Origin of the sequence: Streptomyces fulvorobeus (assembly GCF_013167895.1) — a bacterium.
Classification (GTDB): domain Bacteria; phylum Actinomycetota; class Actinomycetes; order Streptomycetales; family Streptomycetaceae; genus Streptomyces; species Streptomyces fulvorobeus.
Genome location: NZ_BLWC01000001.1, coordinates 5,034,642 through 5,056,388, shown reverse-complemented (window position 1 = coordinate 5,056,388; position 21,747 = coordinate 5,034,642). Strand labels below are relative to the sequence as shown.

General features: G+C 72.0%; 16 protein-coding genes and 3 pseudogenes. 12 read left to right on the top strand and 7 right to left on the bottom strand.

Annotated elements, in window-relative coordinates:
• Window positions 1-49: 49 nt before the first annotated feature.
• From Sfulv_RS22735 to Sfulv_RS22725, 3 genes are all read left to right on the top strand, one after another.
• A complete protein-coding gene (locus tag Sfulv_RS22735) occupies window positions 50-718 on the top strand; it encodes a YveK family protein (protein ID WP_173316384.1) in 669 nt (222 codons plus the stop codon).
• Complete coding sequence (locus Sfulv_RS22730; RefSeq protein ID WP_173316383.1) at window positions 718-1,866, top strand: GNAT family N-acetyltransferase; 1,149 nt, start codon at window positions 718-720, stop codon at window positions 1,864-1,866. Before Sfulv_RS22735 ends, Sfulv_RS22730 begins: the two co-directional genes overlap by 1 nt.
• 116 nt (window positions 1,867-1,982) lie before the next feature.
• Complete coding sequence (locus Sfulv_RS22725) at window positions 1,983-2,300, top strand: chaplin (protein WP_173316382.1); 318 nt, start codon at window positions 1,983-1,985, stop codon at window positions 2,298-2,300.
• Between the two features lie 78 nt (window positions 2,301-2,378).
• Here the strand turns inward: Sfulv_RS22725 and Sfulv_RS22720 are convergent, their stop codons facing one another.
• The gene (locus Sfulv_RS22720) at window positions 2,379-3,239 is read right to left on the bottom strand and encodes a tyrosinase family protein (RefSeq protein ID WP_173316381.1); all 861 of its coding nucleotides are present in this window, start codon (window positions 3,237-3,239) and stop codon (window positions 2,379-2,381) included.
• Between the two features lie 19 nt (window positions 3,240-3,258).
• The gene (locus tag Sfulv_RS22715; protein WP_173316380.1) at window positions 3,259-3,741 is read right to left on the bottom strand and encodes a tyrosinase family oxidase copper chaperone; all 483 of its coding nucleotides are present in this window, start codon (window positions 3,739-3,741) and stop codon (window positions 3,259-3,261) included.
• 162 nt (window positions 3,742-3,903) lie between these two features.
• Between Sfulv_RS22715 and Sfulv_RS22710 the strand changes: the two genes are divergently transcribed.
• The 3 genes from Sfulv_RS22710 to Sfulv_RS22700 all read left to right on the top strand — a co-directional run bounded on the left by Sfulv_RS22710 (window position 3,904) and on the right by Sfulv_RS22700 (window position 8,319).
• A complete protein-coding gene (locus Sfulv_RS22710) occupies window positions 3,904-5,220 on the top strand; it encodes a cytochrome P450 (RefSeq protein WP_173316379.1) in 1,317 nt (438 codons plus the stop codon).
• A 111-nt stretch (window positions 5,221-5,331) separates the two neighbouring features.
• Window positions 5,332-6,522 (top strand): glycoside hydrolase family 26 protein, encoded by a 1,191-nt coding sequence (locus Sfulv_RS22705; RefSeq protein ID WP_173316378.1) that lies wholly within the window; start codon window positions 5,332-5,334, stop codon window positions 6,520-6,522.
• Between the two features lie 249 nt (window positions 6,523-6,771).
• Window positions 6,772-8,319 carry a sugar transferase gene (locus Sfulv_RS22700; RefSeq protein WP_173316377.1) on the top strand — a complete coding sequence of 516 codons (1,548 nt, stop codon included), beginning with the start codon at window positions 6,772-6,774 and terminating at the stop codon, window positions 8,317-8,319.
• A gap of 52 nt (window positions 8,320-8,371) precedes the next feature.
• Here the strand turns inward: Sfulv_RS22700 and Sfulv_RS22695 are convergent.
• Window positions 8,372-9,354, bottom strand: a pseudogene (locus tag Sfulv_RS22695) (GDP-L-fucose synthase family protein).
• Between the two features lie 110 nt (window positions 9,355-9,464).
• Here Sfulv_RS22695 and gmd point away from each other — a divergent pair.
• The 5 genes from gmd (at window position 9,465) to Sfulv_RS22670 (ending at window position 14,832) form a co-directional block, all read left to right on the top strand.
• Window positions 9,465-10,478, top strand: a complete 1,014-nt coding sequence (gmd, locus tag Sfulv_RS22690; RefSeq protein WP_173316376.1) for a GDP-mannose 4,6-dehydratase — start codon at window positions 9,465-9,467, stop codon at window positions 10,476-10,478.
• A 67-nt stretch (window positions 10,479-10,545) separates the two neighbouring features.
• Complete coding sequence (locus tag Sfulv_RS22685) at window positions 10,546-11,037, top strand: hypothetical protein (protein WP_173316375.1); 492 nt, start codon at window positions 10,546-10,548, stop codon at window positions 11,035-11,037.
• The gene (locus tag Sfulv_RS22680) at window positions 11,034-13,289 is read left to right on the top strand and encodes a LamG domain-containing protein (RefSeq protein WP_173316374.1); all 2,256 of its coding nucleotides are present in this window, start codon (window positions 11,034-11,036) and stop codon (window positions 13,287-13,289) included. The genes Sfulv_RS22685 and Sfulv_RS22680 overlap by 4 nt, the downstream gene beginning before the upstream one ends.
• The gene (locus tag Sfulv_RS22675; protein WP_173316373.1) at window positions 13,289-14,008 is read left to right on the top strand and encodes an Rv1352/Rv1906c domain-containing protein; all 720 of its coding nucleotides are present in this window, start codon (window positions 13,289-13,291) and stop codon (window positions 14,006-14,008) included. The genes Sfulv_RS22680 and Sfulv_RS22675 overlap by 1 nt, the downstream gene beginning before the upstream one ends.
• On the top strand, window positions 14,005-14,832 hold the full coding sequence (locus tag Sfulv_RS22670; RefSeq protein WP_173316372.1) for a glycosyltransferase family 2 protein: 828 nt from the start codon (window positions 14,005-14,007) through the stop codon (window positions 14,830-14,832). Before Sfulv_RS22675 ends, Sfulv_RS22670 begins: the two co-directional genes overlap by 4 nt.
• A 1-nt stretch (window position 14,833) precedes the next feature.
• Here Sfulv_RS22670 and Sfulv_RS22665 read toward each other — a convergent pair whose 3' ends face one another.
• Entirely contained in the window at window positions 14,834-15,994 is a 1,161-nt protein-coding gene (locus tag Sfulv_RS22665; protein ID WP_173316371.1) for a glycosyltransferase, read from the bottom strand.
• 109 nt (window positions 15,995-16,103) lie between these two features.
• Between Sfulv_RS22665 and Sfulv_RS22660 the strand changes: the two genes are divergently transcribed.
• Window positions 16,104-17,567: a hypothetical protein gene (locus tag Sfulv_RS22660; protein WP_246353188.1), complete on the top strand. Its 1,464-nt coding sequence runs from the start codon at window positions 16,104-16,106 to the stop codon at window positions 17,565-17,567.
• Here the strand turns inward: Sfulv_RS22660 and Sfulv_RS22655 are convergent.
• The 3 genes and pseudogenes from Sfulv_RS22655 to Sfulv_RS22645 all read right to left on the bottom strand — a co-directional run bounded on the left by Sfulv_RS22655 (window position 17,536) and on the right by Sfulv_RS22645 (window position 21,714).
• Window positions 17,536-18,780, bottom strand: coding sequence for an MATE family efflux transporter (locus Sfulv_RS22655; RefSeq protein WP_173316370.1), 1,245 nt, complete (start codon window positions 18,778-18,780; stop codon window positions 17,536-17,538). The genes Sfulv_RS22660 and Sfulv_RS22655 overlap by 32 nt on opposite strands.
• A pseudogene (locus Sfulv_RS22650) lies at window positions 18,777-20,457 on the bottom strand (P-loop NTPase family protein). Before Sfulv_RS22650 ends, Sfulv_RS22655 begins: the two are co-directional and overlap by 4 nt.
• A pseudogene (locus Sfulv_RS22645) lies at window positions 20,454-21,714 on the bottom strand (glycosyltransferase). The pseudogenes Sfulv_RS22650 and Sfulv_RS22645 overlap by 4 nt, the downstream one beginning before the upstream one ends.
• Between the last annotated feature and the right edge of the window lie 33 nt (window positions 21,715-21,747).

Below are 21,747 nucleotides of genomic sequence, written 5' to 3'. Positions count from 1 at the left end.
GTCCCCCGCGCCGATCCCCGCCACCCCCCTTCCGACAGAGAGCACCCTCATGACCGAGTCGCCCGAGCAGCGGCCGGCCGTCCCCGGACGGTTCAGCCGGCTGCCTTCCCTTCCCCCGCTGCCCCGTTGGTGGCCGGTGCCCGCCGGTGTCCTGCTCGGCGCCGTGTGCGGCCTCTCCTACGGGCTGCTCGCAGCCCCGCAGTACACCTCCACCGGTTACGCCCTGGCCGTCACCGACAAGGCCGACTCCACGGCAGCCCTGGGCTTCGCCCAGTCCTACGGCCGCCTCGCCACCAGCGACTCGACCCTGAACTACGCGCAGGGCGCCGCAGGGGAGCCGGTGGGCGAGCTCCGTGCCCAGGTGCGTTCGGAGACCTCGCCCGACTCGCCCATGATCGCGGTCACCGGTACGTCCGGTTCACCGCGCCGGGCGGCGGAGATCGCCAACGCCGTCATCGAGGCCGTCATCGTGAGCAGCGGCCACGTGGCCAAGGAGACCGGGGTCAAACTCATCAAGTTCGGCCACGCCGTCCCGCCGCAGGAGCCGGTCTCCCCGTCCGCCCCGCTGGGGACGGCCGTGGGGGCGAGTGCGGGCGGACTGCTCGGCGGGCTGGTCCTGCTGGTCGGGCCCCGGCCGGCGAGGAGGGCCCAGGAGGCCCACGTGCCGGCCCCCGGCCAGGGTGCCGGCGCGCCGGCCGAAGAGAAGGAGCTCGTGTGATGGGTGTCGCCCAGCGGGAAGGTCTGGCCGTCACGCTCTGCCGCGACCTCGGGGAGTTCGCGGGGGTGGCCGACGAGTGGGACGCGCTGCACCGGCGCTGCCGGACGGCCACCCCGTTCCAGAGCCACGCCTGGCTCCACTCGTGGTGGCTGTCGTACGGGCGCTCCGGCCGCATGCGGGTGGTGCTGGCCCGTCGCGGCGGACGGCTGATCGGCGCCGCCGCGCTGATGCTCGTCCACCGCCCGATGCCGCTGCTCGTGCCCATGGGAGGCGCGATCTCCGACTTCTTCGACGTCCTCGTCGACGAGGAGGAGTCCGAGGACGCGCTCGTGGCCCTGGAGCGCGGCCTCGACCGGGCCGCCCGGCACGCGGTGATCGACCTGCGGGAGGTGCGGCCCGACGCCTCCGCCCAGCTCCTGTACGAGAGGTGGACGGGGGCGCGCACCCGGCTCGACGACTCGACCTGCATGGAGCTGCCCGCCGAGCCGATCACCGCCCTGCTCGGGCGGCTGCCGAGTTCGAGAGCCCAGCGGGTGCGGGCCAAGCTGCGCAAGATCGACGCGCTGGCGCCGGAATGCCGTGCCGTGTCCGCGCCGGACGTGCCGGGCGCGGTGGGCCGGATACTGCGCCTGCACGAACTCCAGTGGGCGGGCCGCGGGGTCAACCCGGAGCATCTGCGGCCGCGGTTCTCCGCGCACCTGGTGCGCGCCACCCGGCGGATGGTCCGCGACGGCGACGCCGCGCTCACCGAGTTCCTGGTGGACGGCGAGGTGGTGGCGGTGAACATGTCGCTCCAGTCGGGCCGTCTCACCGGCGGCTACCTGTACGGGGCGCACCCCTCGCTCAGGGAGCGGAAGGTGGACGTCGCGACGATGCTGCTGCGCGAGGTGTCCCGGCAGGCAGCCGACACGGGGCGGGGCGTGCTGAGCCTGCTGCGCGGCTCGGAGCAGTACAAGAACCACTGGGAGCCCGTCCCCGTCGTCAACCAGCGGCTGCTCCTGGCCCGTTCCGCGCTCGATCCCCTGCTGCGGCTGCGGGTGACGCAGCTGGGTGCGCGGGAGCTGGCGGCGAGGACGGTGAGGACCCGTTTCCCGGCCGCCCGCGACTGGCGTCACCGGCTGACGGCTCTGCCTGTCATCGGACGGTGATGGTGCAGTCGAGTTACGACTTTTACGCCAGTCCGTAACCGTCTGTCGATTTCCCCGTTGTCAGGTCACACGGGGCACAACGCTCCGTGGCACACCACACCCCACAAGGAGAACTGATGTCGCGTATCTCGAAGGCAGCCGCTGTCATGGCTGGCACGGGTACCCTGCTCGCCGGCGGTGCCGGCCTGGCTGTCGCGGACGCCGGAGCCCAGGGCGTCGCCGCCAACTCCCCCGGCGTCCTCTCGGGCAACGTCCTCCAGGTGCCGGTGCACGTCCCGATCAACTTCTGCGGCAACACGGTGAACGTCATCGCCGCGCTGAACCCGGCCTTCGGCAACACCTGCGTCAACAAGGACGACGACCACCACAAGGGTGGCCACAAGGGCCAGGGCCCGGTCGGTCACGAGAACGGTGACTACGGCCACGGCCGCTGATCCACGCACCATGAAGCGGCTGGGCCTCCTCCTGCTCCGGAGGGGAGGCCCAGCCGCTTCCGCGTACCCGGAGGCGGGTCAGACGTACCGGTAGAGGCGGGTGTGGTCGAGGAGCGCGGAGGGGGCGACGCCGAAGGGCGGCATGGGCTCGTCGAGGCCGAAGACCCGCTCGCGGTCCCCGCCTGACCCCCCGGTCCTGGCGCCCGGCCGGTACCCGGACCGCGGGTGGGCCTTCTGCCAGCGCACCCAGAGCAGGTCGATGAAGGCGTGGTGGAACCAGAAGACGGGGTCGTTCGGTGAGCCGGCTCCCGACATGGAGCCCCCGACCCAGCGGTGCACCTGGTTGTGGTTGCTCACCCCGCGCGAACCCCGGATGCCCCAGCCCTCGATCCGGTTGCGGAACCCGGTCCCGCTGACGCTGTTCCAGGGCTCGGCGTCGTAGACCGGGTCCTTCAGGGCGCGCGCCACGTCGTCCTTGCCGGGCAGCGTGACGGGGGACGAGGGGCGGCCGAAGTTCCTGGTGAGGAAGGGCTGCTCGGAGACGCCGTCGTTGATGGTCCAGCCACCCGTGGCGTAGGCGAACGGCCCCGTCATGACCTGCCGGTCGCCGGGTCTGCCGTTCCCCCCGAGCAGGTCCTCCGCCCAGAGTGACGCACCCGGGGTGTTGTCGGACGTCCAGTCCCAGTAGGGGACGGACACCGCCGGGTCGACGGCCCGCAGGGCCTTCTCGAACTCCAGGAGGTACTGGCGGTGCCACGGGAAGAACGAAGGGGTCATATGGGCGGCCCTCGGCCGGTCCTCGCCGTCGGAGACGTAGAACTCCCTGTGCAGGAGGACGAAGTCGTCGTAGCGTCCTGATCGCTTCAGTTCGAGGATCGCGCCGACCAGGCGGCGCTTCTCGGTGCGCGTGAGATTCCGCTGGTTCTTACGGTCGTACACCTGTGCCGGTCCTCCCGTTTCAGGTGCCGTGCCGCGGCGGGGCCGCGGCCAGCTGTGCGGACCCGAGCTCGTCGACCGCGGCGCGAGCCGTGGCCAGCAGCGTCGGGAACGACTCGTAGTGGTTGACATCGCTGACGTAACTGCCGTCGGCGCGCCGCATGATGTGCAGCGGCCGCCCGTCCACGCGTACGTCGAGGTGCGGCACGGCGTCCGCCGCACCGGCGGCCCGGACGGCGTCGCCGCGCCCGCCCGCGGGCACCACGACCGTCACCGCGCCCCGGATCTCCCGGCCGCGGTACGTCTCGGCGAACCGCTCGGGCTCGGTGCCGCGCGCTTTCCCCGACGCCGGCACCGGTTCGTCGGGGTCTCCCGCCAGAACGGGACCGAGCGCCGCCGCCGTGCCCGCCGTCACCCCCACGGTGAAGACGGACCGCAGCACGATCCGGCGGGAGACCCCGCGCCGTGCCGCAGCCGTGCCTGTCGCGTCCCTGGTCCGGCCCATGGTGCGCTCACCTGCCTCTCGTCCGCTCCTCGGAGGTGTCGGCGTATCCGACGTCGACAACGAGACACCCGCGGAACACTTCTCGTACGAGCGGCGCGCCGATCACATCGAATGTCGGGAATCGCGTCAGCATGGCCGTCCCGGATGTGTGGAGGTTGTGCAATGGCTGTTCCCAGACAGGGAAGCAGGGACCGCGCGCTGCGGCTGGAGGACGTGGACCTCGGCGATCCGGCGTTCTGGGCGCTGCCGCGTCCCACCAGGCTGGAGGCGTTCGCGCTGCTCCGGCAGCTCGACGCGCCGGTCCGGTTCACCGCGCGGACCGGGTCGGGCGAGGCGTTCTACGCGCTGGTGAGACACGCGGACGTGAAGGCGGCGAGCCGGCGGCCGCACCACTTCGCCAGTGCCCCGGGCGTCACCACACCGCAACCGGCCGCCTGGGCCAAGGCGGTCTTCGGTACCTCCATGGTCAACCTGGACGGCGAGGAGCACGCGGTCCTGCGGCGGATCGTCTCGCGCGCCTTCACCCCGCGGCTGCTGGCCGGGGCCGAGGAGAACATCCGGGTGCTCGCGCGCCGCCTGGTGGACGAGGCGGTCGCCGAGCGCGCCGACGACCTCATGGCCTCGGCGCCGTCCCGCCTGCCGCTGGAGGTCATCTGCGACCTGATGGGCGTTCCGGAACACCACCGGCCGCTGATCGCGCGGCAGATCGAGCACGCCTCCGCGTACGTGGGAGTGCGGCGGGAGGGGCGGGACCGCCTGCGGGTGCCGGGGCGCGGTCTGCGCTCCCTGGCCCGGATGCACCTGGTGATGGTCCGGCTGGCGCGGGAGCGGCGCCTGGAACCCGGCGACGACCTCGTCTCGGCGCTGGTCCGTGCGGACGTGGACGGCCAGGCCCTGACCTCGCGCCAGCTCGGGTCGTTCTTCTCACTGCTCCTGGTGGCCGGTGTGGAGACCACGCGTAACGCGATCGCCCACGGCATGGACCTGCTGGCCAGGCACCCGGAGCAGCGGGCCCTGCTGGAGTCGGACTTCGAGAGGTACATCGACGGCGCGGTCGACGAGATCGTCCGGCACTCGACGCCCATCATCCAGTTCCGCCGGACGGTCGGGGAGCCGTGCTCGCTGGGCGGCCGGAGCTACCGACCGGGCGAGAAGGTGGTGCTGTTCTACGCGTCGGCCAACCGGGACGAGACCGTCTTCGCCGATCCCGACGCCTTCGACATCACCCGGAGCCCCAATCCCCATCTGGGGTACGGCGGGGGCGGCCCCCACCACTGCGTCGGCGCCCATCTGGCACGGCTGGAGATGAAGGCGCTCCTCGGTGAGCTGCTGAGCCGGCTCAGCACGCCGGGAACGGTCGGAGCTCCCGAGCTGGTCGACTCCAGTTTCGACAACCGGGTGCGTGCGCTTCCCTTCTCCTTCGGCCGGGCGAAGCCCGCTCCGGCACTTCCCGAATTTCACCCCAACGGCCCGGCATAAAATGCGTTTCTCCGCGAATGGCTCACGCCTGAGCGCCTTATCCACCCGATAAAGAAAATGTCTCCCTATTGTCGAACCGGCAGGAGGAAACACCGGAGCCAAGGAGGAGCCGTGCCCGCACAGCGCCGTCTCATCAACATCTGCGTCGGGACGGCTGCGCTCAGTCTCCTCGTCGCCGGTGGCATCGCCGGAATGATCTCGTCCGGCACGGACACCACCGATGGAGCCCCGCCCGCGGGTCCCCGCGCCGACGGCGCCACCACGGCGCACGGCGCCTATGTGGGGTACGGCCCCGAAGGCGTACGGCGGACGGCGGAGCTGTCACGCTGGCTGGGCGGTACGGAGCTGCGGGCCGGGCACACGTACCTGCCGGGCGACCTCTGGTCGAACATCGAGGGCAGACCGGACTTCCTGCGGGCCTGGGCGGACTGGCGGAACGCCGGGCGTGACCGGATGTTCGTGCTGAACGTGCCCATGCTGGAGCGGAACGAGGAGCGGGTCGGGGACGCCGAGGTCCGCACGCTGCTGAGGGCGGGTGCCGCCGGAGACTACGACCACCACTTCAGGACGCTGGCCGAACGGCTGGTCCGGCTGGACGTCCCGGACACGGTGATCGTGCTGGGCTGGGAGATGAACGGCATCACCTACACGCACCGCTGCGCTCCGGACCCCGAGGCGTGGAAGGCGTACTGGAACCGCATCGTCACCGCGATGCGCGCCGTCCCCGGGCAGCGGTTCCGCTTCGACTTCGCGCCCAGCCGCGGGAGGGACGCGGTCCCGTGGACGCGGTGCTACCCCGGCGACGACGTCGTGGACATCATCGGCATGGACACCTACGACCAGCCGCCCGGCCGGAGTTTCGACGAGCAGGTCAACGGCCCGTTCGGGCTGCGCAAGCACGTCGACTTCGCGGCCGAGCACGGCAAGCCGATCTCCTTCCCGGAATGGGGGCTGTTCCGCAACGGCGACAACTCCGAGTACATGCGGCGCATGCTGGAATGGATCGAGCGGCACGACCCGCTGTACCAGACGATCACGGACTACTGCCCGCACGGTGTGTGGCAGTGCTCGGAGAACCCGGACTCCTCCCGGACGTACCGGTCGATGATGAGCGGGAAGGTCGCCCCGGTCCCGGTGCCCACACCGACGGTCCCGGCCTGGCCGCCCACCCCGAAGCCGGACAAGCCCACCCCGACCGTCCCCGCCCCGGTCCCGAACTCCCGGAAGTGGTGCGTCACCGTCCCGCTCAACGACTGGGTCGGCCGCTGGCTGTCCGACCGTCAGTTCTGTGTGCGGTACTAGGGGACCCGGCGCGGACCTCGGGGTGGGCGGAGGGATTCTCAGCGTGTGACATGCTCCACCCATCCCTTCGGGGGCCGGCCGGGCGGTTTCGGTGGAGATGCGGACCATTTGGCCACCCTGAACTTCACTGGAACTCCAGCGAAATAGCACGTGTGTGGATATCGTGCACCGAGCGAGGGCGCATCCGTCAGTCCATGGGATCGGCGGATGCGCCCCGTTTGTGGGGATGCGATGTGGGCTGGGGGGTTCATGGGGCATGTCGAGATACCTGAGACGGACATATCCGGGCACGTGGAACTGGCGGGAGCGCCACGTCCGCGTACAGCGGCTGCAAGGAACCGGAACGCTTCCCTGGGACAGCCGTGGGGCACACCGGCCAGTGGGCGTGCGCACACCGGACGGCCCAGGGCGAGGAAGCGGACCGGCCGCCGGCTTCCGCTGCTCGTGCTGGCCGACGCGCTCGGACTGGGGGGTCCGGCCTGGCTCGTCCAGGAGGCCGGGAACCAGCCCGCACCGCTGATCACCGCGGGGCTGTCCGCGCTGGTGTGGGCCGTCGTACGCTCCGCGCGCGGACGGTACGCCCCGCGCCTGCCCGGCGCCGGCTGGGGCGCACTCGGCGCCGCCGGTGACTGGCTGTTGCTCGTGGGGGTGCTCGCCGTGCTGCTCACCGTGTCAGGCGGGGCCGCCGACCCGGCGATCGCGGTGGCGGGCCTGGCGCCCGGCCTCGCGGTGGCGCTCCTGGTGTCGGGGATGCGGCGGTGGCCGGCGTCCGCCCGCCGGCGGTTCACGGTGCGCCGCGTGCTCGTGGTCGGCCAGGCGGCCGGTGTCGACCGGGCGGTGAACCTGCTCAACTCGCGCACCGACCACGCCTACAAGGTGGCAGCCGCGATACCCGTCGGCACCACCCCGCTGAGCTGCGAGGCACCGGTTCCCGGCCGGCTCGCCGCCATTCCCGCGGAGGACGACCTCTCCACCGTGCTGGGCGGGGCCTTCGCACACGACGCCGATCTCGTGCTGGTGGCTCCCGGACCGGACTTCGCGGACGAGCGGCTGCGGCGGCTGTCCTGGGGGCTGCACGACAGCGGAGTGCCCCTGTGCGTGCTCTCCGAACTCTCGGAGACCGCGGCGAACCGGGTGCGGCCCTCCTCCGCAGCCGGGCTCACCCTGCTGCACATCGCGCCGCCGCTGCGCACCGGGCCGCAGCCGGTGCTCAAGACCCTGGCCGACCGGACCGGTGCCGTGTTCGGGCTGGTGTCCCTGGCCCCGCTGCTGCTGGTGATCGCGGTGGCCGTGCGGTTCACCTCACCGGGTCCGGTGTTCCACCGCCAGACCCGCCACGGCCAGCACAGCCGGCCGTTCACCATGTGGAAGTTCCGGACGATGGTGGCGGACGCCGAGGCCCGTAAGGCTCAGCTCAGTTCGGTGAACGAGGCCGAAGGCCCGATGTTCAAGATGCGCCACGATCCGCGGGTGACCCGGGTGGGCCGGGCACTGCGCCGGTCCTCCCTCGACGAGCTCCCGCAGCTGGTCAACGTGTTGCTGGGGGACATGTCGCTGGTGGGCCCGCGCCCGCCGCTGCCGGAAGAGGTGTCGCGGTACGACGAGCGCGAGCACAGGCGGCTCGCGGTCAAGCCGGGGCTGACCGGCCTGTGGCAGGTGAGCGGGCGCTCGGACCTGTCCTGGCAGGAGACCGTCTCGCTCGACCTCTGGTACGTCGACAATTGGTCGGTGTCCACGGACGTGGGCCTCCTCGCCCGTACGGTGCGGGCCGTCAGCGACGGCCGCGGGGCCTACTGACGTGGGAGGCGTACGGATGCGAGGAGACCGCGGTGGCGGCCGGCCCGCGCCCTCAGCTCTGCGGGGGCCGCTGCCCGAGCCACCAGGCGTAGGTGCGCGCGATGCCGTCGCGCAGCGGGATCTGCGGCGTGAAGCCGAGGGAGGTGAGACGGGAGACGTCCAGGAGCTTGCGCGGGGTGCCGTCGGGCTTGGACGTGTCCCAGGCGATCCGTCCCTGATACTCCGTCACCTCACGTACGGTCTCCGCGAGTTCCCTGATCGTGAGATCGTCTCCACAGCCGATGTTGACGGGATCCTCCCCGTCGTACGACTCCAGCAACCGGACGCAGGCGGTGGCGAGGTCGTCGACGTGCAGGAACTCGCGGCGGGGGCTGCCCGAACCCCAGAGGGTCACCTCGGGGGCACCGTCCTGTTTGGCCTCGTGGAACCGGCGGATCAGGGCGGGCAGGACGTGCGAGGTCTCCAGGTCGAAGTTGTCCCCTGGCCCGTAGAGATTGGTGGGCATGGCGCTGATGTACGCGGCGCCGTACTGCCGGCGATAGGAGCGGACCTGGGTGATTCCGGCGATCTTCGCCAGCGCGTACGCCTCGTTCGTCGGCTCCAGGGGGCCGGTGAGCAGGGAGTCCTCGCGGATGGGCTGCGGGGCGTGCTTGGGGTAGATGCAGGAGGAGCCGAGGAAGAGCAGCCGCTCCGTGCCGGCCGCGTGCGCCCCCGCGATCACGCTGAGCTGGATGCGCAGGTTGTCCTCCAGGAACTGCACCGGGTAGGTGCTGTTGGCCATGATCCCGCCCACCTTGGCGGCGGCCAGGATGACGACGTCCGGGCGGGTGTCGCGCAGATACGCCTCGGTCGGCGTGGCGTCGCGCAGATCGAGGAGGTCCCGGCCGCGGGTGAGCACCTCGTGGCCGTCGTCGGCGAGGCGGCGTACCAGAGCCGAGCCGACCAGACCTCGGTGGCCCGCGACGAATATGCGGGAACCGGGTCGTAGCAGGGGCGCACGGTTTCCTGGGGAGGGCCGGGAAGATCAGTCGTCATGGCCCGGATTCTGCCAGGAGCCGTGCGGGTCGGTGACCTTTACCGCAGAACACTCAAACTCCGAAATATCGGTGAACAACCGCCTCTCAGGCGGGAAGTAAGGGGGAACCATGGCGAAGACCGCGCTCATCACCGGTGTGACCGGCCAGGACGGTTCGTATCTGGCGGAGCTGCTGCTGGAGAAGGGGTACACGGTCCACGGGCTGATCCGGCGCTCGTCGAGCTTCAACACCGAGCGGATCGACCACATCTACCAGGGCCCTGAGGAGGCGGGGCGCTCCTTCGTGCTCCATCACGCCGACCTCGCGGACGGCGTCGCCCTGGTGAACCTGTTGCGCGACATAAAGCCCGACGAGGTGTACAACCTGGGGGCGCAGTCCCACGTCAGGGTCTCCTTCGACGCTCCGCTGTACACCGGTGACGTCACGGGGCTCGGTGCCGTCCGGCTCCTGGAGGCCGTGCGTGCCAGTGGCATCGACGCCCGCGTCTACCAGGCGTCCTCGTCGGAGATGTTCGGCGCCAGCCCGCCCCCGCAGAACGAGCACACGCCGTTCCACCCGCGCAGCCCGTACAGCGTCGCCAAGCTCTACGCGTACTGGGCGACGGTGAACTACCGTGAGGCGTACGGCATGTTCGCGGTCAACGGCATCCTGTTCAACCACGAGTCCCCGCGCCGCGGCGAGACCTTCGTGACCCGCAAGATCACCCGTGGGGTGGCCCGGATCAAGGCGGGGCTCCAGGACCGGCTGTACCTGGGCAACCTCGACGCCGTACGGGACTGGGGGTACGCCCCGGAGTACGTGGACGCGATGTGGCGCATGCTCCAGTGCGACGAGCCGGACGACTACGTGGTGGCCACGGGGGAGGGCGTCAGTGTCCGGCAGTTTTTGGAGTACGCCTTCGAGCACGCCGGGCTCGACTGGCGTGAGCACGTGCGCTACGACCCGAAGTACGAGCGCCCCAGTGAGGTCGACGCGCTGATAGGCGACGCGTCCAAGGCGGAGGAACTGCTCGGCTGGAAGACCCTGGTGAAGTCGCGCGAGCTGGCCCGGATCATGGTGGACGCCGACATATGCCGGCTGGACGACCAGCTCAGCGGAGCAGCCGCCCGGGTGCACCGATGAGACGGCCGGGGCGCCCGGGCCGCGGCGCTCCCGTCGCGGTGCTCCCCTCGCCTCCGGTGTGCCGTCCGTGGGCGGGGCCGCCGAGACCGCGCCGACCGCCCGTCCCCACTCGGCCGACCCCGCTCCCCCGCCGGGCGGCGGCACGCTCGACCCCGCACCGACCGAGGACGCGTACGTCCACGGTGTCGCGGCGAACGCCACGTACGACGACAGCCGGCTCGCCTCGCGCGGCGGTACTCCGCGCGCGGGGTATCCGCGCCGCACCCCGCCCGCGGCCCCGCCCGGGCAGGGCCGCACCGGCGCCGGGACCGAGCCGGCGCTCCCCCACAGCACCCGGCCGGCGCCGTCCGCGTCCGTGCCGGGGACCATCACGGACGCGACCCCGCTCTCCACCGGCTACCCGGTGGACCCGAACGCGACCGCACGAGGCGGAGCACTTGGCTCCGCTTACTCATTCGCCCTGACCAGCAGCGCACAGGACAGCCTGCGCATCCGGTCGGGCGAGGCATCATCCGCGGCCTGCCGGCCGCAGCTCGTTCTCACCTTCGGAGCTGAATGATGAACGGAAGTACGGGGCAGAAATCCGGGCAGTCAGGTGGCAGGGTGCGAGCCGCATCCGCCACGCTCTGCCTGCTGGCCGGAGCCCTGACCGCCACCGCGGCCGGAGCCGCACCGGCTGCCGCGCTGACACCCCCGGTGTCGATCACGGCGGACGACCTCACGACCTGGCAGACCAACGGAATCGTCTGGTCGATGGCCGCGACCGAAGGAATCGTGTACACGGGAGGAACCTTCTCCACCGTCCGGCCGCCGGACGCCGCGCCCGGCACGGGCGAGCAGCCCGCGGTGAACTTCGCCGCGTTCGACGCGGGGACCGGTGTGCCCACCGGGTGCGACCTGTCCTTCACCCTCTCCTCCGGGACGGCGACCGTACGGGCGCTGGCCCTCTCCCCGGACGGCGACACCCTCTACGCCGGAGGTCAGTTCGGCTCGGTCAACGGCGTCGGGGTCAGCAACATCGCGGCGATCGACACGGCGACCTGCACCCCGCGCCAGGACTTCAAGATCAGCGTCACGGCGACGGTACGGGCCCTGGCCGTCACCGCCGACACCGTCTATCTGGGCGGTGACTTCAACAACGTCGGCGGGCAGACCCGGAACAAGTTCGCCGCCGTCACCACGGGTGCGGACCTGCTCCCGTGGACGGCGAACGCGGACGAGGTGGCCAGGGCGATCGAGGTGACGCCGGACGGGCGGAAGATCCTGCTCGGCGGCGACTTCTTCACCGTCAACGGCACCGCCTCGCACGCACTGGCCGTGGTCGACGCCACCACGGGGGCGCTCACCAAGAGCTATCCCGGCTTCATCCCCGAGACGTCCACGGTGCAGGACCTCACCACGGACGCCACCGGCTTCTACACGGCCAACGAGGGCACCGGAGGCGGTGTCTTCGACGGCAGGATCGCCATCGACCTGGACGACTTCCAGCAGCGCTGGCGCGACACCTGCCTGGGTGCCACCCAGTCCGTACTGGTCCACTCCGGAGTGCTGTACAGCGGCAGCCACGTCCACGACTGCTCCAGCATGAACTCCTTCCCCGACCAGCCGCGCAAGCACCTGCTGGCCCAGTCCGTCGACGATCCCAAGCTGCTGCCGTGGTTCCCGGACACCAACGACGGCATCGGTGAGCCGGTCGGACCCCGGGTGATGACCCAGACGGACAGCGGAGGCCGTCACTACCTGTGGGTCGGTGGGGAGTTCACCACCGTCAACGGCGCGGGCCAGCAAGGGCTGACCCGGTTCGCCGACGGCCCGGACACCGGCGCCCCGTGGGTGCCCAACGTCAGCCTCTCGACGGTCACCCCCGGCCGGATCGACGTCAACTGGCAGACCAGCTTCGACACCGACGACGGTGAGCTGACCTACCGGATCTACAAGGACGGGGCCAGTACCCCGGTCCACACCACGACGGGCTTCTCCGTCTTCTGGGACCGGCCGCAACTGCGGTGGACGGACACCGACGTGGCACCGGGCGAGAGCCACTCGTACCGGATCACCGCGAGCGACGGCATCAACACCAGCGTCAAGTCCCCGGCCCAGTCCGCGACCGTCACGGCCACGGCCCAGGCGTATCCGGCGCGGGTCATCAGCGACGGGGCCTCGCTGTACTGGCGGTACGACGAGGGGTCGTCGACCTTCGCGTCGGACACCGCTGCCGGTCTGGACAACGGCTTCCTGCGCAACGGGCCCGCCTACCGGCAGACCCCGGCCGCCGTCGCGGGCGACTCGACCGCGATCGGCTTCGACGGAACCGCCGACTACGTGTACAGCAACAAGCGGCGTCCGGCGCCCGCCCGGTACTCGGTGGAGACCTGGATCAAGACCACCACCGCCCAGGGCGGCAAGATCATCGGCTTCGGGAACCGGGTGATGCAGAACAGCTCCACGTACGACAGGCATGTGTACATGCGCAACGACGGGCGGCTGGTGTTCGGCGTCTACAGCGGCGGAGCCAGGACGATCACCTCGCCCGGTGCATACAACGACGGCAACTGGCACCACGTCGTCGCCACCCAGGGCACCGGCGGCATGGCACTGTACGTGGACGGACAGCTGCGCGCGTCCAACCGGCTGTTCACGGGCAACGGCACCAACCCGGGCTACTGGCGGGTCGGCGGGGACAACCTCGGCACCTGGCCGAACCGTCCGACCAGCAACTTCTTCGCCGGGCAGGTCGACGAGACCGCGGTGTACCCGACCGCGCTGAGCGCGTCCCAGGTCAGCGCCCACCACGCCCTGAGGACGGGCTGATGAAGCACCCGTTCCTGGCCGGCGCCGCCGTCGTCGTACTGACGGCGGCGCTGGCCGCCTGCGGCTCGTCCGCCGAGGGGAACGGGCCGGAGGCCGGGGGCGCGAAAACGCCCCCGGCCTCCGGGCCCCCCGTCGCCGGACCGTCGGCCGGGGCCACCGGAGAACCCGCTCCCGGCGCCTCCGCGAGCAGAACGGGCGGCACGGGCGGCACGGATGAAACGCCCAAGGTGCCCGCCGACCGGATCACCCCGGCGACCGGTTCGTTCACGAAGAAGCAGAAGGAGTTCCTCGTCGACCGGGTGCCCGAGGGCATGGACCCCGCCGCGGTGCTCCAGACCGGGCAGGAGACCTGCGACAAGCTCCGCTACCTCGTCAAGGTCGACCGGGACACCGCGGTCGGCTCGATCGTGACCGGCGAGATCCCGGACGCCAGGCCCGCCGTCTCCCACCTCTGCACCCGGTACCAGGAACTGGTGGACGAGGCCGCACTGGGATACGGGGACGGCACGCACACCGGCGGGAAGCTGCGCCCGGGCGGCTACCGCTCGGCCGCCCCCACCAAGGACTGCACCTGGCAGATCGAGGACGGGGCGGGCAAGGTCCTGGATGCGGGCGCGTCCGGCACGGGGAAGCCGACGCGGATCACCGTGCCCCGCACGGCGCGCGCCTTCACCTCCACAGGCTGCTACGCCTGGCTGCCCGAAGGAGACAACGGATGAGCAAACTGCCGATCGCGGTCGCGATCCCCACGAAGAACGAGGGCCTCAACATCGCCGAGGCGGTGAAGTCGGTACTCGGCCACTTCGAGGCGGTCGTCGTGGTGGACTCCCACAGCACGGACGACACGGCGAAGATCGCCCAGGAGTGCGGGGCCGAGGTCGTCCCGTACACCTGGGACGGGGGCCACCCCCGCAAGAAGCAGTGGTGCCTGGACCACGTCCGCACCGACCTGGACTGGATACTCCTGCTCGACGGTGACGAACGGCTCAGCCCCGGGCTGCTCGCGGAACTGCGGGAGATCTTCGCCGACCCGGCCGCCGAGAAGCCTGCGGCGTACGACATACCGCTGGGCTACTGGTTCTCCGGGAAGCGGCTGCGGCACGGCTACACCATCCGCAAGCGGTCGCTGACGGACCGGACGCGCTGCCACTATCCGGAGGTCGGCGATCTCGACGCCCCCGGGATCGGCGAGGTGGAGGGCCACTACCAGCCGGTCGCCCCCACCAGCGGTTCGCTGGCCAACCCGATCGAGCACCAGGATCTCGACCCCGTCACCGCCTGGTTCGAGCGGCACAACCGCTACTCGGACTGGGAGGCGTGGCTGGAGCACCACCCGGACGTCAAGGAGCAGGTGCGGAAGGTGAAGTCCCGCCAGGGACAGCTCTTCCACAAGGCGCCGTTCAAGCCCCTGGTGTCCTTCGCGTACATGTACGTCTACCGGCGTGGCTTCCTCGACGGCCGGGCGGGGCTCGACTTCGCGCTGGCGATGAGTTTCTACCGGTGGCAGATCGCGCTCAAGTCCCGGGAGGGGCGGAGCGGGTGAGTCACCGGCGGCTCCGGCGGACCACGTCCTCGTAGGTCCGCCGGAGTGTCGCGGTCACGGCCTCGATGGTGAAGTGGTCGTTGACCAGGTTCCAGGCGGCCTTGCCGGCCTGGTCGTTGGCCTCGGGCTCCAGCAGTTCGAGGACGGCCCCTGCGACCTTCCCGGCGTTGGCCGCGTCCTCGCCGGGGCGGCTGTCGACGACCCGGCCGGCGCCCGCGTCGGCCACGTCGGGCGCCAGCCCGCAGGTACGGGTGATGACGACGGGTGTGCCCACGGACATCGCTTCCAGGACCGACACACCCAACGGCTCCTCGATCGAGGGGAGTACGTACACATCGGCGTCCCGTCCGGCGGCGAGCACCTCCTCGTGACCGAGGGGGCCCACATGGTCGAGCGAACCCATGACGCCCAGCCTGCGGGCCAGTGCGAGGGTCCCGGGCAGCGCACCGGTGTCCGGGCCCGCCAGGACGAAGCGCGCGTCGGGGTGGACCGCGAGGACCGCGGGCATCGCGGCGACGAAGTCCTCGGGCCGCTTGCGCTCCTGCACGCGGGCGAGGAAGAGCACGGCAGGGGGCCGTCCTGGCTCGCGGGCGGGCTTGCGCTCCTGCGGCCGGACACCGTTGACCAGCCGTACGGCACGGGTGAGCGGGACAGGGGCGGCGACGGCGTTCACGTCGAGGCGCTCCCGCTCCGTCAGGTACAGGACGGCGTCCGCCCCGCGCAGCACCTTGCGGACCCCGAGCAGGTCGGTGAGCTGGGCGACGCGCTTCTCGGTCGGGTCCACCATGCCGTGGGTCTGGACGACCAGCGGTGTACGGGTGGCCAGGGCGAGCAGGGCCGCGGGCAGGGTCACCAGGTCGCGCATGAGATGGACGTGTACGAGGTCGGCGCCCCGCATCATCCGCCGCGCGGCGCGCAGCAGCGCGCCGGAGGTGATGCCGCTGACCTCGAACATGGGAAGCAGGTGGCGGGCCTGGAACAGGTGGACGGGAACCCCCTCGACGGTTTGCGGGAGTTCGCCGTCGAAGCCGTCGCCCAGCGCCATGATCCGGGCGTCGTCGCCCTGGGCGCGCTGCACCTTGGACAGGTTGAGCGCGACTCTCGTCGGACCACCGAACGCGTGGTCCGGGGTGTGCAACGTCACGACGTGCAGGATCTTCACCAGGGTCCCCCTCAACCTCGGCCGACTGTGCACAGAGTAGTCATCACATCCCCTCAAGTGCGGTGATTCGTTAGAGTGTTCCCAGGTCGGTCCACGGAGCGGGGAGCGCATGACGTCCGTGCAGGTCGAGTCCGTCGCGAAGCCCATGTCGTGGGCGATGCTCTCGCGGGCACTCGCGGTTCCGATGATTCTGGGCCTGGTCTGCTTCCTCCCCGCGGTGATCGTCGCCCAGCCGGGCACCGGCGTCCGGGACAACGCGTTCTGGATGCAGCTCGTCCTCACCTGCTACGCGGGGGCGCGGCTCGCCACGATGATCCTGTCCACCAGGCGGCGGCTCCTCCAGGGCGTCTTCTGGATGTTCGTCTACATCGCCATGGGTGTGGCGCCGCTCGCCCAGACGGTCATCGGCCAGACACCGACCCCGATGGTGGGCCCGCGGTCCGATCTGGTGACGGCCGTCGCGATGATCCTGCTGGGCTGCGCCGCCTTCGACCTCGGGGCGCTGCTGGCCGCCCGGCGTCCGCTGCGCCGGCGTCCGGGGGCGCAGCGCGGGAGGGGCCCGGTCGCCCACCAGGGCCGGCTGACGCTGCTGGTGGTGATCGCGTTCGCGGCGGGCGGGTACTACATCCTCAAGCTGGGCGGACCGGCGATCTTCTTCAGCAGCCGCCAGGAGATCAGTGCCTCCGTGGCGGAGAGCGGAGTCGTGTCCACCGAGTCCAACGTGGGGTCGGCGTTCCTCAAGGGGTTCGGCACCGTCCCCGCGCTCATCGCGCTGCTCTTCTGCACGCGCAGGCTCGCCACCTCGCGCCGGGCCCGGCGCTCGCCCTCCACGGTGCTGGTGTGGGTGGCGCTCGCGGGCCTGAACCTGATCGTGAACAACCCGGTGTCCAACGCCCGTTACTGGTTCTTGACGGTGCTGGTCTCCCTGCTGTTCACCGCGTTCCCGAGCAGCGCGGCGATCTACCGCTCGGTCCTGGCCATGGGCGTGGTGGGCGCGCTCGTGCTGTTCCCGTACGCGGACCGGTTCCGGTACGACGACGAGGGCTACAAGCCCGTGGAGTCGGCGTCCGTCTTCGAGCCGCTGGCCACCAAGGACTACGACCAGACGGTGATGTTCGCCAACACCATCTCCTGGGTCGAGACCCGCGGGCACACCTACGGCCGCCAGCTGGCGGGCTCCGGGCTCTTCTTCGTCCCGCGCGCGGTGTGGAGCGGCAAGCCGGAGGACACGGGGGTCCGGGTCGGCCAGTGGATGGGCATGCGGATGACGAACCTCTCGGCGCCCCTGTGGACCGAGCTCTGGGTCGACTTCGGTGCGGCCGGCATGGCCGGGGGCCTCGCGCTCGTCGGTTACGGGGCCGCGCGTACGGACCGCAGGTTCGCGGTCGCTGTGACCAGGGCGGGGCCGGGACCTGGCAGTGTGCTGGCGATCGCGGCGCCCCTCATCGCGGGGTACACGTTCATCCTGCTGCGCGGTCCGCTGCTCCAGTCCGCCGGGAAGTTCGCCATCGCCGTGCTGTGCCTGCTGCTCGTCACCAGTTTCAGGAACCGGACCGGACAGCGCTCCCGCTGAGGGTCTTCCGCGCCTCGGGTCTGCCGCCGCGCAGCCGCAGGACCCGGGTCCAGGTGGCGACCGCCTTGCAGACGGACCCCAGGCACAGGCCCCAGGCGGCGCCGGTGACACCGCCGAGGGCGTAGCCGCCGGCCAGGAAGCCCACGGCGGCGAGCGAGAACACCACCTGGATGGAGAGCGTGGTGCGGGGGTCGAGCATCCGCAGGGCGAGCAGGCCGCAGGTGGCCACGGCCATCGCCGCGTACTGGCTGCCCGTCGCGGGCAGCAGGGACGCGGCCGTGGGCCAGGTGTCGCCGAGGAGTTCGCGGCCCGCCGCGTCGGGCAGCAGCGCCAGCGCGGTCGCCCACAGGGCGGCGGTGGCCGCGAGGACGGCACCGAGCCCCGCCGCGGCCCGCACCTGCCGCCGCCGGGAGCCGAGGCGTCCCAGCAGCGGGGGGCCGAAGCTGGTGGCCGAGGTGTAGAGCACGTTCAGGGGTCCGAACAGGGTGGTCGCCCCCCGCAGCGCGCCCACCACCAGGGGGTTGCCCACGGCTCCCAGACCGAGCACGGAGAGCTGGCTCGTCGCGTTGCCGACGCCGAACTCCAGGACGAACCGCCGCCCGAGGTGGCCCCGCCGGAACTGGGCGCGAAGGAGCGGGGGCGCCCCCGCGGTCCGCCGGTGCAGCAGGACGGCGGAGAGCAGCAGGGCGGGGAGGGCGGAGAGCCCCCAGACGGTGATGAGGCGCGCCGCCCCGGCGCCGTACGGCTGAGCGGCCAGGGAGCCCAGGACGCAGACCAGGCGCAGGACGTCGCCGGCGAGCGCGAGGTGGGGCAGGCGCAGGGTGGCGAAGGCGTAACGCGTGGCGTCCTGGCCGAGGACGGCCGGCAGGACGAGCCCGAGCATCATGAGGGCGCGTGCCGTGTCCCCGGGGACGAGGAGGCAGACGACGGCGAGCAGTCCGCCGAGCGCGGTGGCGGCGAGCAGGGTGAAGGCGACGGCCGACCGGCAGGCGCCCCGGGTGCCGTCGCTCTCGCCGCGCCGCAGCACCAGCGGCTGCCCGGTGTAGGCGCCGGATGCTCCGAGCAGGACGGAGAAGACCAGATAGACGGCGGAGAACCGCGCGAAGTCGGAGACGGTGGAGAGCCGGGCCGCCGCCACCAGTACCAGGATGTTGGTGAGCGCCGTGACGCCCTGGTCCGCGACCGAGCAGACGATCGCGGTGCGTGCCCTCACCGGCGGCCCGCGGAGGCGTCGAAGGCACGCAGTCCGAGCGTCTCGGTGGGGTCGCCGGTGAGCGCGAGGTCGTCGGGGTCGTGGCCGTCCGTCCGTGCGGCCGGACCGCCGCGCCGCCTGGAGGACTTCTTGCGCTCCTTGGAGCCGATGCGCCCCCGGCCGGGGTGGAGCAGGACACCGAGCACCGAGCCGCCGGACGCGCTGATGATCTCGCGTATCCGCTCGACATCGCTGCGGTGCACCTCGCGCGGATCGCAGACGATCATCACGCCCGTCACCCGGTCGACGAGGGCGACCGCGTCGGCGTAGGCCAGCACGGGCGGGGCCAGCACGATGACGACGGTGCCCGGGCGGTCGGCCTCGGCCACGATGCGGCCGACGGGGACGGAGGTCAGTGCGCGGGGCACGTTGTCGACGCGCCTGCCCGCGACGAGGGTGAAGGCGCCGGAGCCCGGCACGTCCACGTTGGAGCGGCTGCCCGAGGGCCAGGCGCCGTCCTCGTCGGCGGCCCAGCGGGGCGGCCGGGCCTCGTGCGCGGCCGAGCCCAGCTCGCGGGCGAGCGAGGGCGTACGCAGATCGGCCTCGACCAGGAGGACGTCCCGGCCCATCTCGGCGAAGGCGGCCGCCAGGTTCGCGGCGGCCCCGGCAGCGGCGGCGTTGTCGCCGCGCGGTGCGGTGACGAGCAGCCGGCGGGTCTCCGCGAACGCGGGGTCGTAGGCGAGGCGGAAGGCCACCGCCCGGTACTCCTCGGCGAGCCTGCTGCTGCCGCGCCCGATGGCGAGCAGCCCGTCCGGGGCTCCGCGCTCGCGGGGCAGGGTGCCGAGCAGCGGGGCGCCGAGGGAGCGGACGAGCTCGCGGGGGAGCGGACGGACGGGTCGAAGACGAGGCGCACCCAGGACAGCAGCAGCCCCAGGGCGAGGCCCACCACGCCGCCGAGGCCGAGCAGCATGGGCAGGCCGGCCCCGGTGGGCTCCGTAGGGGCGACGGGCTTCTGGTTGAGGTAGCCGGGTGTGGTGTCCAGGGCGCGCAGTTCGCTGATCTTGCGGCTGAGTTCGGAGATGGAGACGATGAGGTTGGCGCGGGCGCTGCTCACGTCGTCGGCTTCGCTCACGCCGGCCTGCTCCTCCAGCAGGTCCCTTTTCTCCTCCAGCGGTTCGAGCTGGGCCCGGTAGCCCTGCTCCATGTTCTCGATGCTCTCCTCGGTGCGCTGTCTGCGGTGTTCGAGGTAGGCGTCGGCGAGGGCTTCGGCGCGGGCCCTCGCCTGCTCGGGCGTCTCCCCCGTGTAGGAGAAGCGCAGGGTCAGCGTGTTGGGCGGGTTGGTGACCTGGAGGCCGGCCAGCAGGTCCCCCGCGTCGACCCGGTCGGCGTCCTTGGCGAGGGCGCGGGCCGCCAGGTCGCCCACGGTGTCGCTGACGGCGGTCTGCCGCTCGGAGCCGATGTTGATGCCCTTGTCGGCCGAGGCCCCCGTGGCGAACGGGTCGGCGGTGGCGGAGCGGACGAGCACGGTGCCGGTGGCCGTGTAGGTCGCCTCGCCGCTGAGGGCGAGGTAGCCGCCGCCGAGGAGCCCGACGAGGACACCGGCGGCGAGGAGCTCCCGGTAGCGCAGGAGCTGGCGGAACTGGTCCCTCAGCAGCGCCGGTTCGTCCTGGTCCTCCAGGGGCGGATCGGATGCGTCATCGCTGTGGACTCCCTTGAGCGTTCCCGAGGACCTCGGTGAGCAGGGCGTCGAAGCGGGCGAGTCCCGCCTCGCGGCCCAGGTGGTGGGCGACGTAGCGCGGGCCGTGGGCGCCGAGTGCCCCGGCCGCGGTGGCGTCCTCGGTGAGCTTGCGTACGGCCGCGAGGAGTGCGGCGGGGTCCTCCGGTGCGACCAGGACTCCGGCGCCGGAGCGGCGGACCTCGTCGGCGGTGCCGCCCTCGTCGGCGACGGAGGCGACCACGGGCCGCCCGGAGACGAAGTAGGAGGTGAGCTTGGAGGGCACGCTCATGTCGAGCACGGAGGCCCGCTGCGTCACCGCGAGGACGTCGGCGGCGGCCAGGACGTCCGTGAACTCGCCCGCGTCGGCGGGCGGCAGGAAGTCGATGTTGGGCAGGGTTCCCGCGAGGGCGCGGAGCGCCTCGCGCTGGTTCCCGTCGCCCATCAGGACGACACGGACGTCCGGGGCGAGCCTGGCCGTGTCGATAAGGACGTCGAGGCCCTGTTTGAGGCCCATGTTCCCGAGTGCAGCAGCACCGGGGTGCGGTCCGGCCAGCCGAGCCGGGCGCGGGTGGCGGAGCGGTCGGCGGAAGGGGGCTCGACATGCGTCCAGTTGGGGACGACGCGGATGCGGTCCGGGTCGACGCCGAGGGCGGTGACGCCTGGGACGAACGTCTCGTGGATGACGCCCACCAGGGCGGCGCCGCGCAGCGCGTACCGCTCGGCCGCCGCGGCCGCGGCAGCCGCCCTGCCGCCGCCCCGTATGCCGCTCTGGGCCGCGGCGGCGCCCATCAGGTCCTGGACGACGGGTATGTACGGGACGCGGTGGCGGCGGGCGATCCGGGCGCCTATGACGCCGCCGGCGAGGCTCGGCATCTGGGCGATCACGGCGTCGGGGCGGCCGGGCGGCGGAGCGAGGAGACCGTGGGCCAGCACCGTCGCCTCGAACGCGGCCCGGCGCAGGGCGCTCTGACGGGGCGGTACGTAGTGCCTGCGGCGGTGGACGGTGACTCCGGCGCGGGTCTCGCGGGTCCGCCAGACCCCCGGTAGCGTTCGTCGGTACGCCAGGACGGGTAGTGCGGCATGCCGGTGAGCACCTGGACCCCGGCTCCGGACGCCGCCCAGTGCTCGGCGAGCTGGGTGGCGTACGGGCCTATGCCGGTCAGCTCAGGCGCGTAGTTGGTCGAGACCACCAGCACTCTGCGGTCCTGGAACGTTCGGTGATCTTCGGCAGCGGACATCGGTTCGGTCGCCTTCCCCCGCAACAGCCACTG

Excerpts from the sequence above, each read along its gene's own strand:
- Sfulv_RS22735 (WP_173316384.1), top strand. The coding sequence starts at position 50 with ATGACCGAGTCGCCCGAGCAGCGGCCGGCCGTCCCCGGACGGTTCAGC.
- Sfulv_RS22730 (WP_173316383.1), top strand. The coding sequence starts at position 718 with ATGGGTGTCGCCCAGCGGGAAGGTCTGGCCGTCACGCTCTGCCGCGAC.
- Sfulv_RS22725 (WP_173316382.1), top strand. The coding sequence starts at position 1,983 with ATGTCGCGTATCTCGAAGGCAGCCGCTGTCATGGCTGGCACGGGTACC.
- Sfulv_RS22715 (WP_173316380.1), bottom strand. The coding sequence starts at position 3,741 with ATGGGCCGGACCAGGGACGCGACAGGCACGGCTGCGGCACGGCGCGGG.
- Sfulv_RS22710 (WP_173316379.1), top strand. The coding sequence starts at position 3,904 with ATGGCTGTTCCCAGACAGGGAAGCAGGGACCGCGCGCTGCGGCTGGAG.
- Sfulv_RS22700 (WP_173316377.1), top strand. The coding sequence starts at position 6,772 with ATGGGGCATGTCGAGATACCTGAGACGGACATATCCGGGCACGTGGAA.
- gmd (WP_173316376.1), top strand. The coding sequence starts at position 9,465 with ATGGCGAAGACCGCGCTCATCACCGGTGTGACCGGCCAGGACGGTTCG.
- Sfulv_RS22680 (WP_173316374.1), top strand. The coding sequence starts at position 11,034 with ATGATGAACGGAAGTACGGGGCAGAAATCCGGGCAGTCAGGTGGCAGG.
- Sfulv_RS22675 (WP_173316373.1), top strand. The coding sequence starts at position 13,289 with ATGAAGCACCCGTTCCTGGCCGGCGCCGCCGTCGTCGTACTGACGGCG.
- Sfulv_RS22670 (WP_173316372.1), top strand. The coding sequence starts at position 14,005 with ATGAGCAAACTGCCGATCGCGGTCGCGATCCCCACGAAGAACGAGGGC.
- Sfulv_RS22660 (WP_246353188.1), top strand. The coding sequence starts at position 16,104 with ATGACGTCCGTGCAGGTCGAGTCCGTCGCGAAGCCCATGTCGTGGGCG.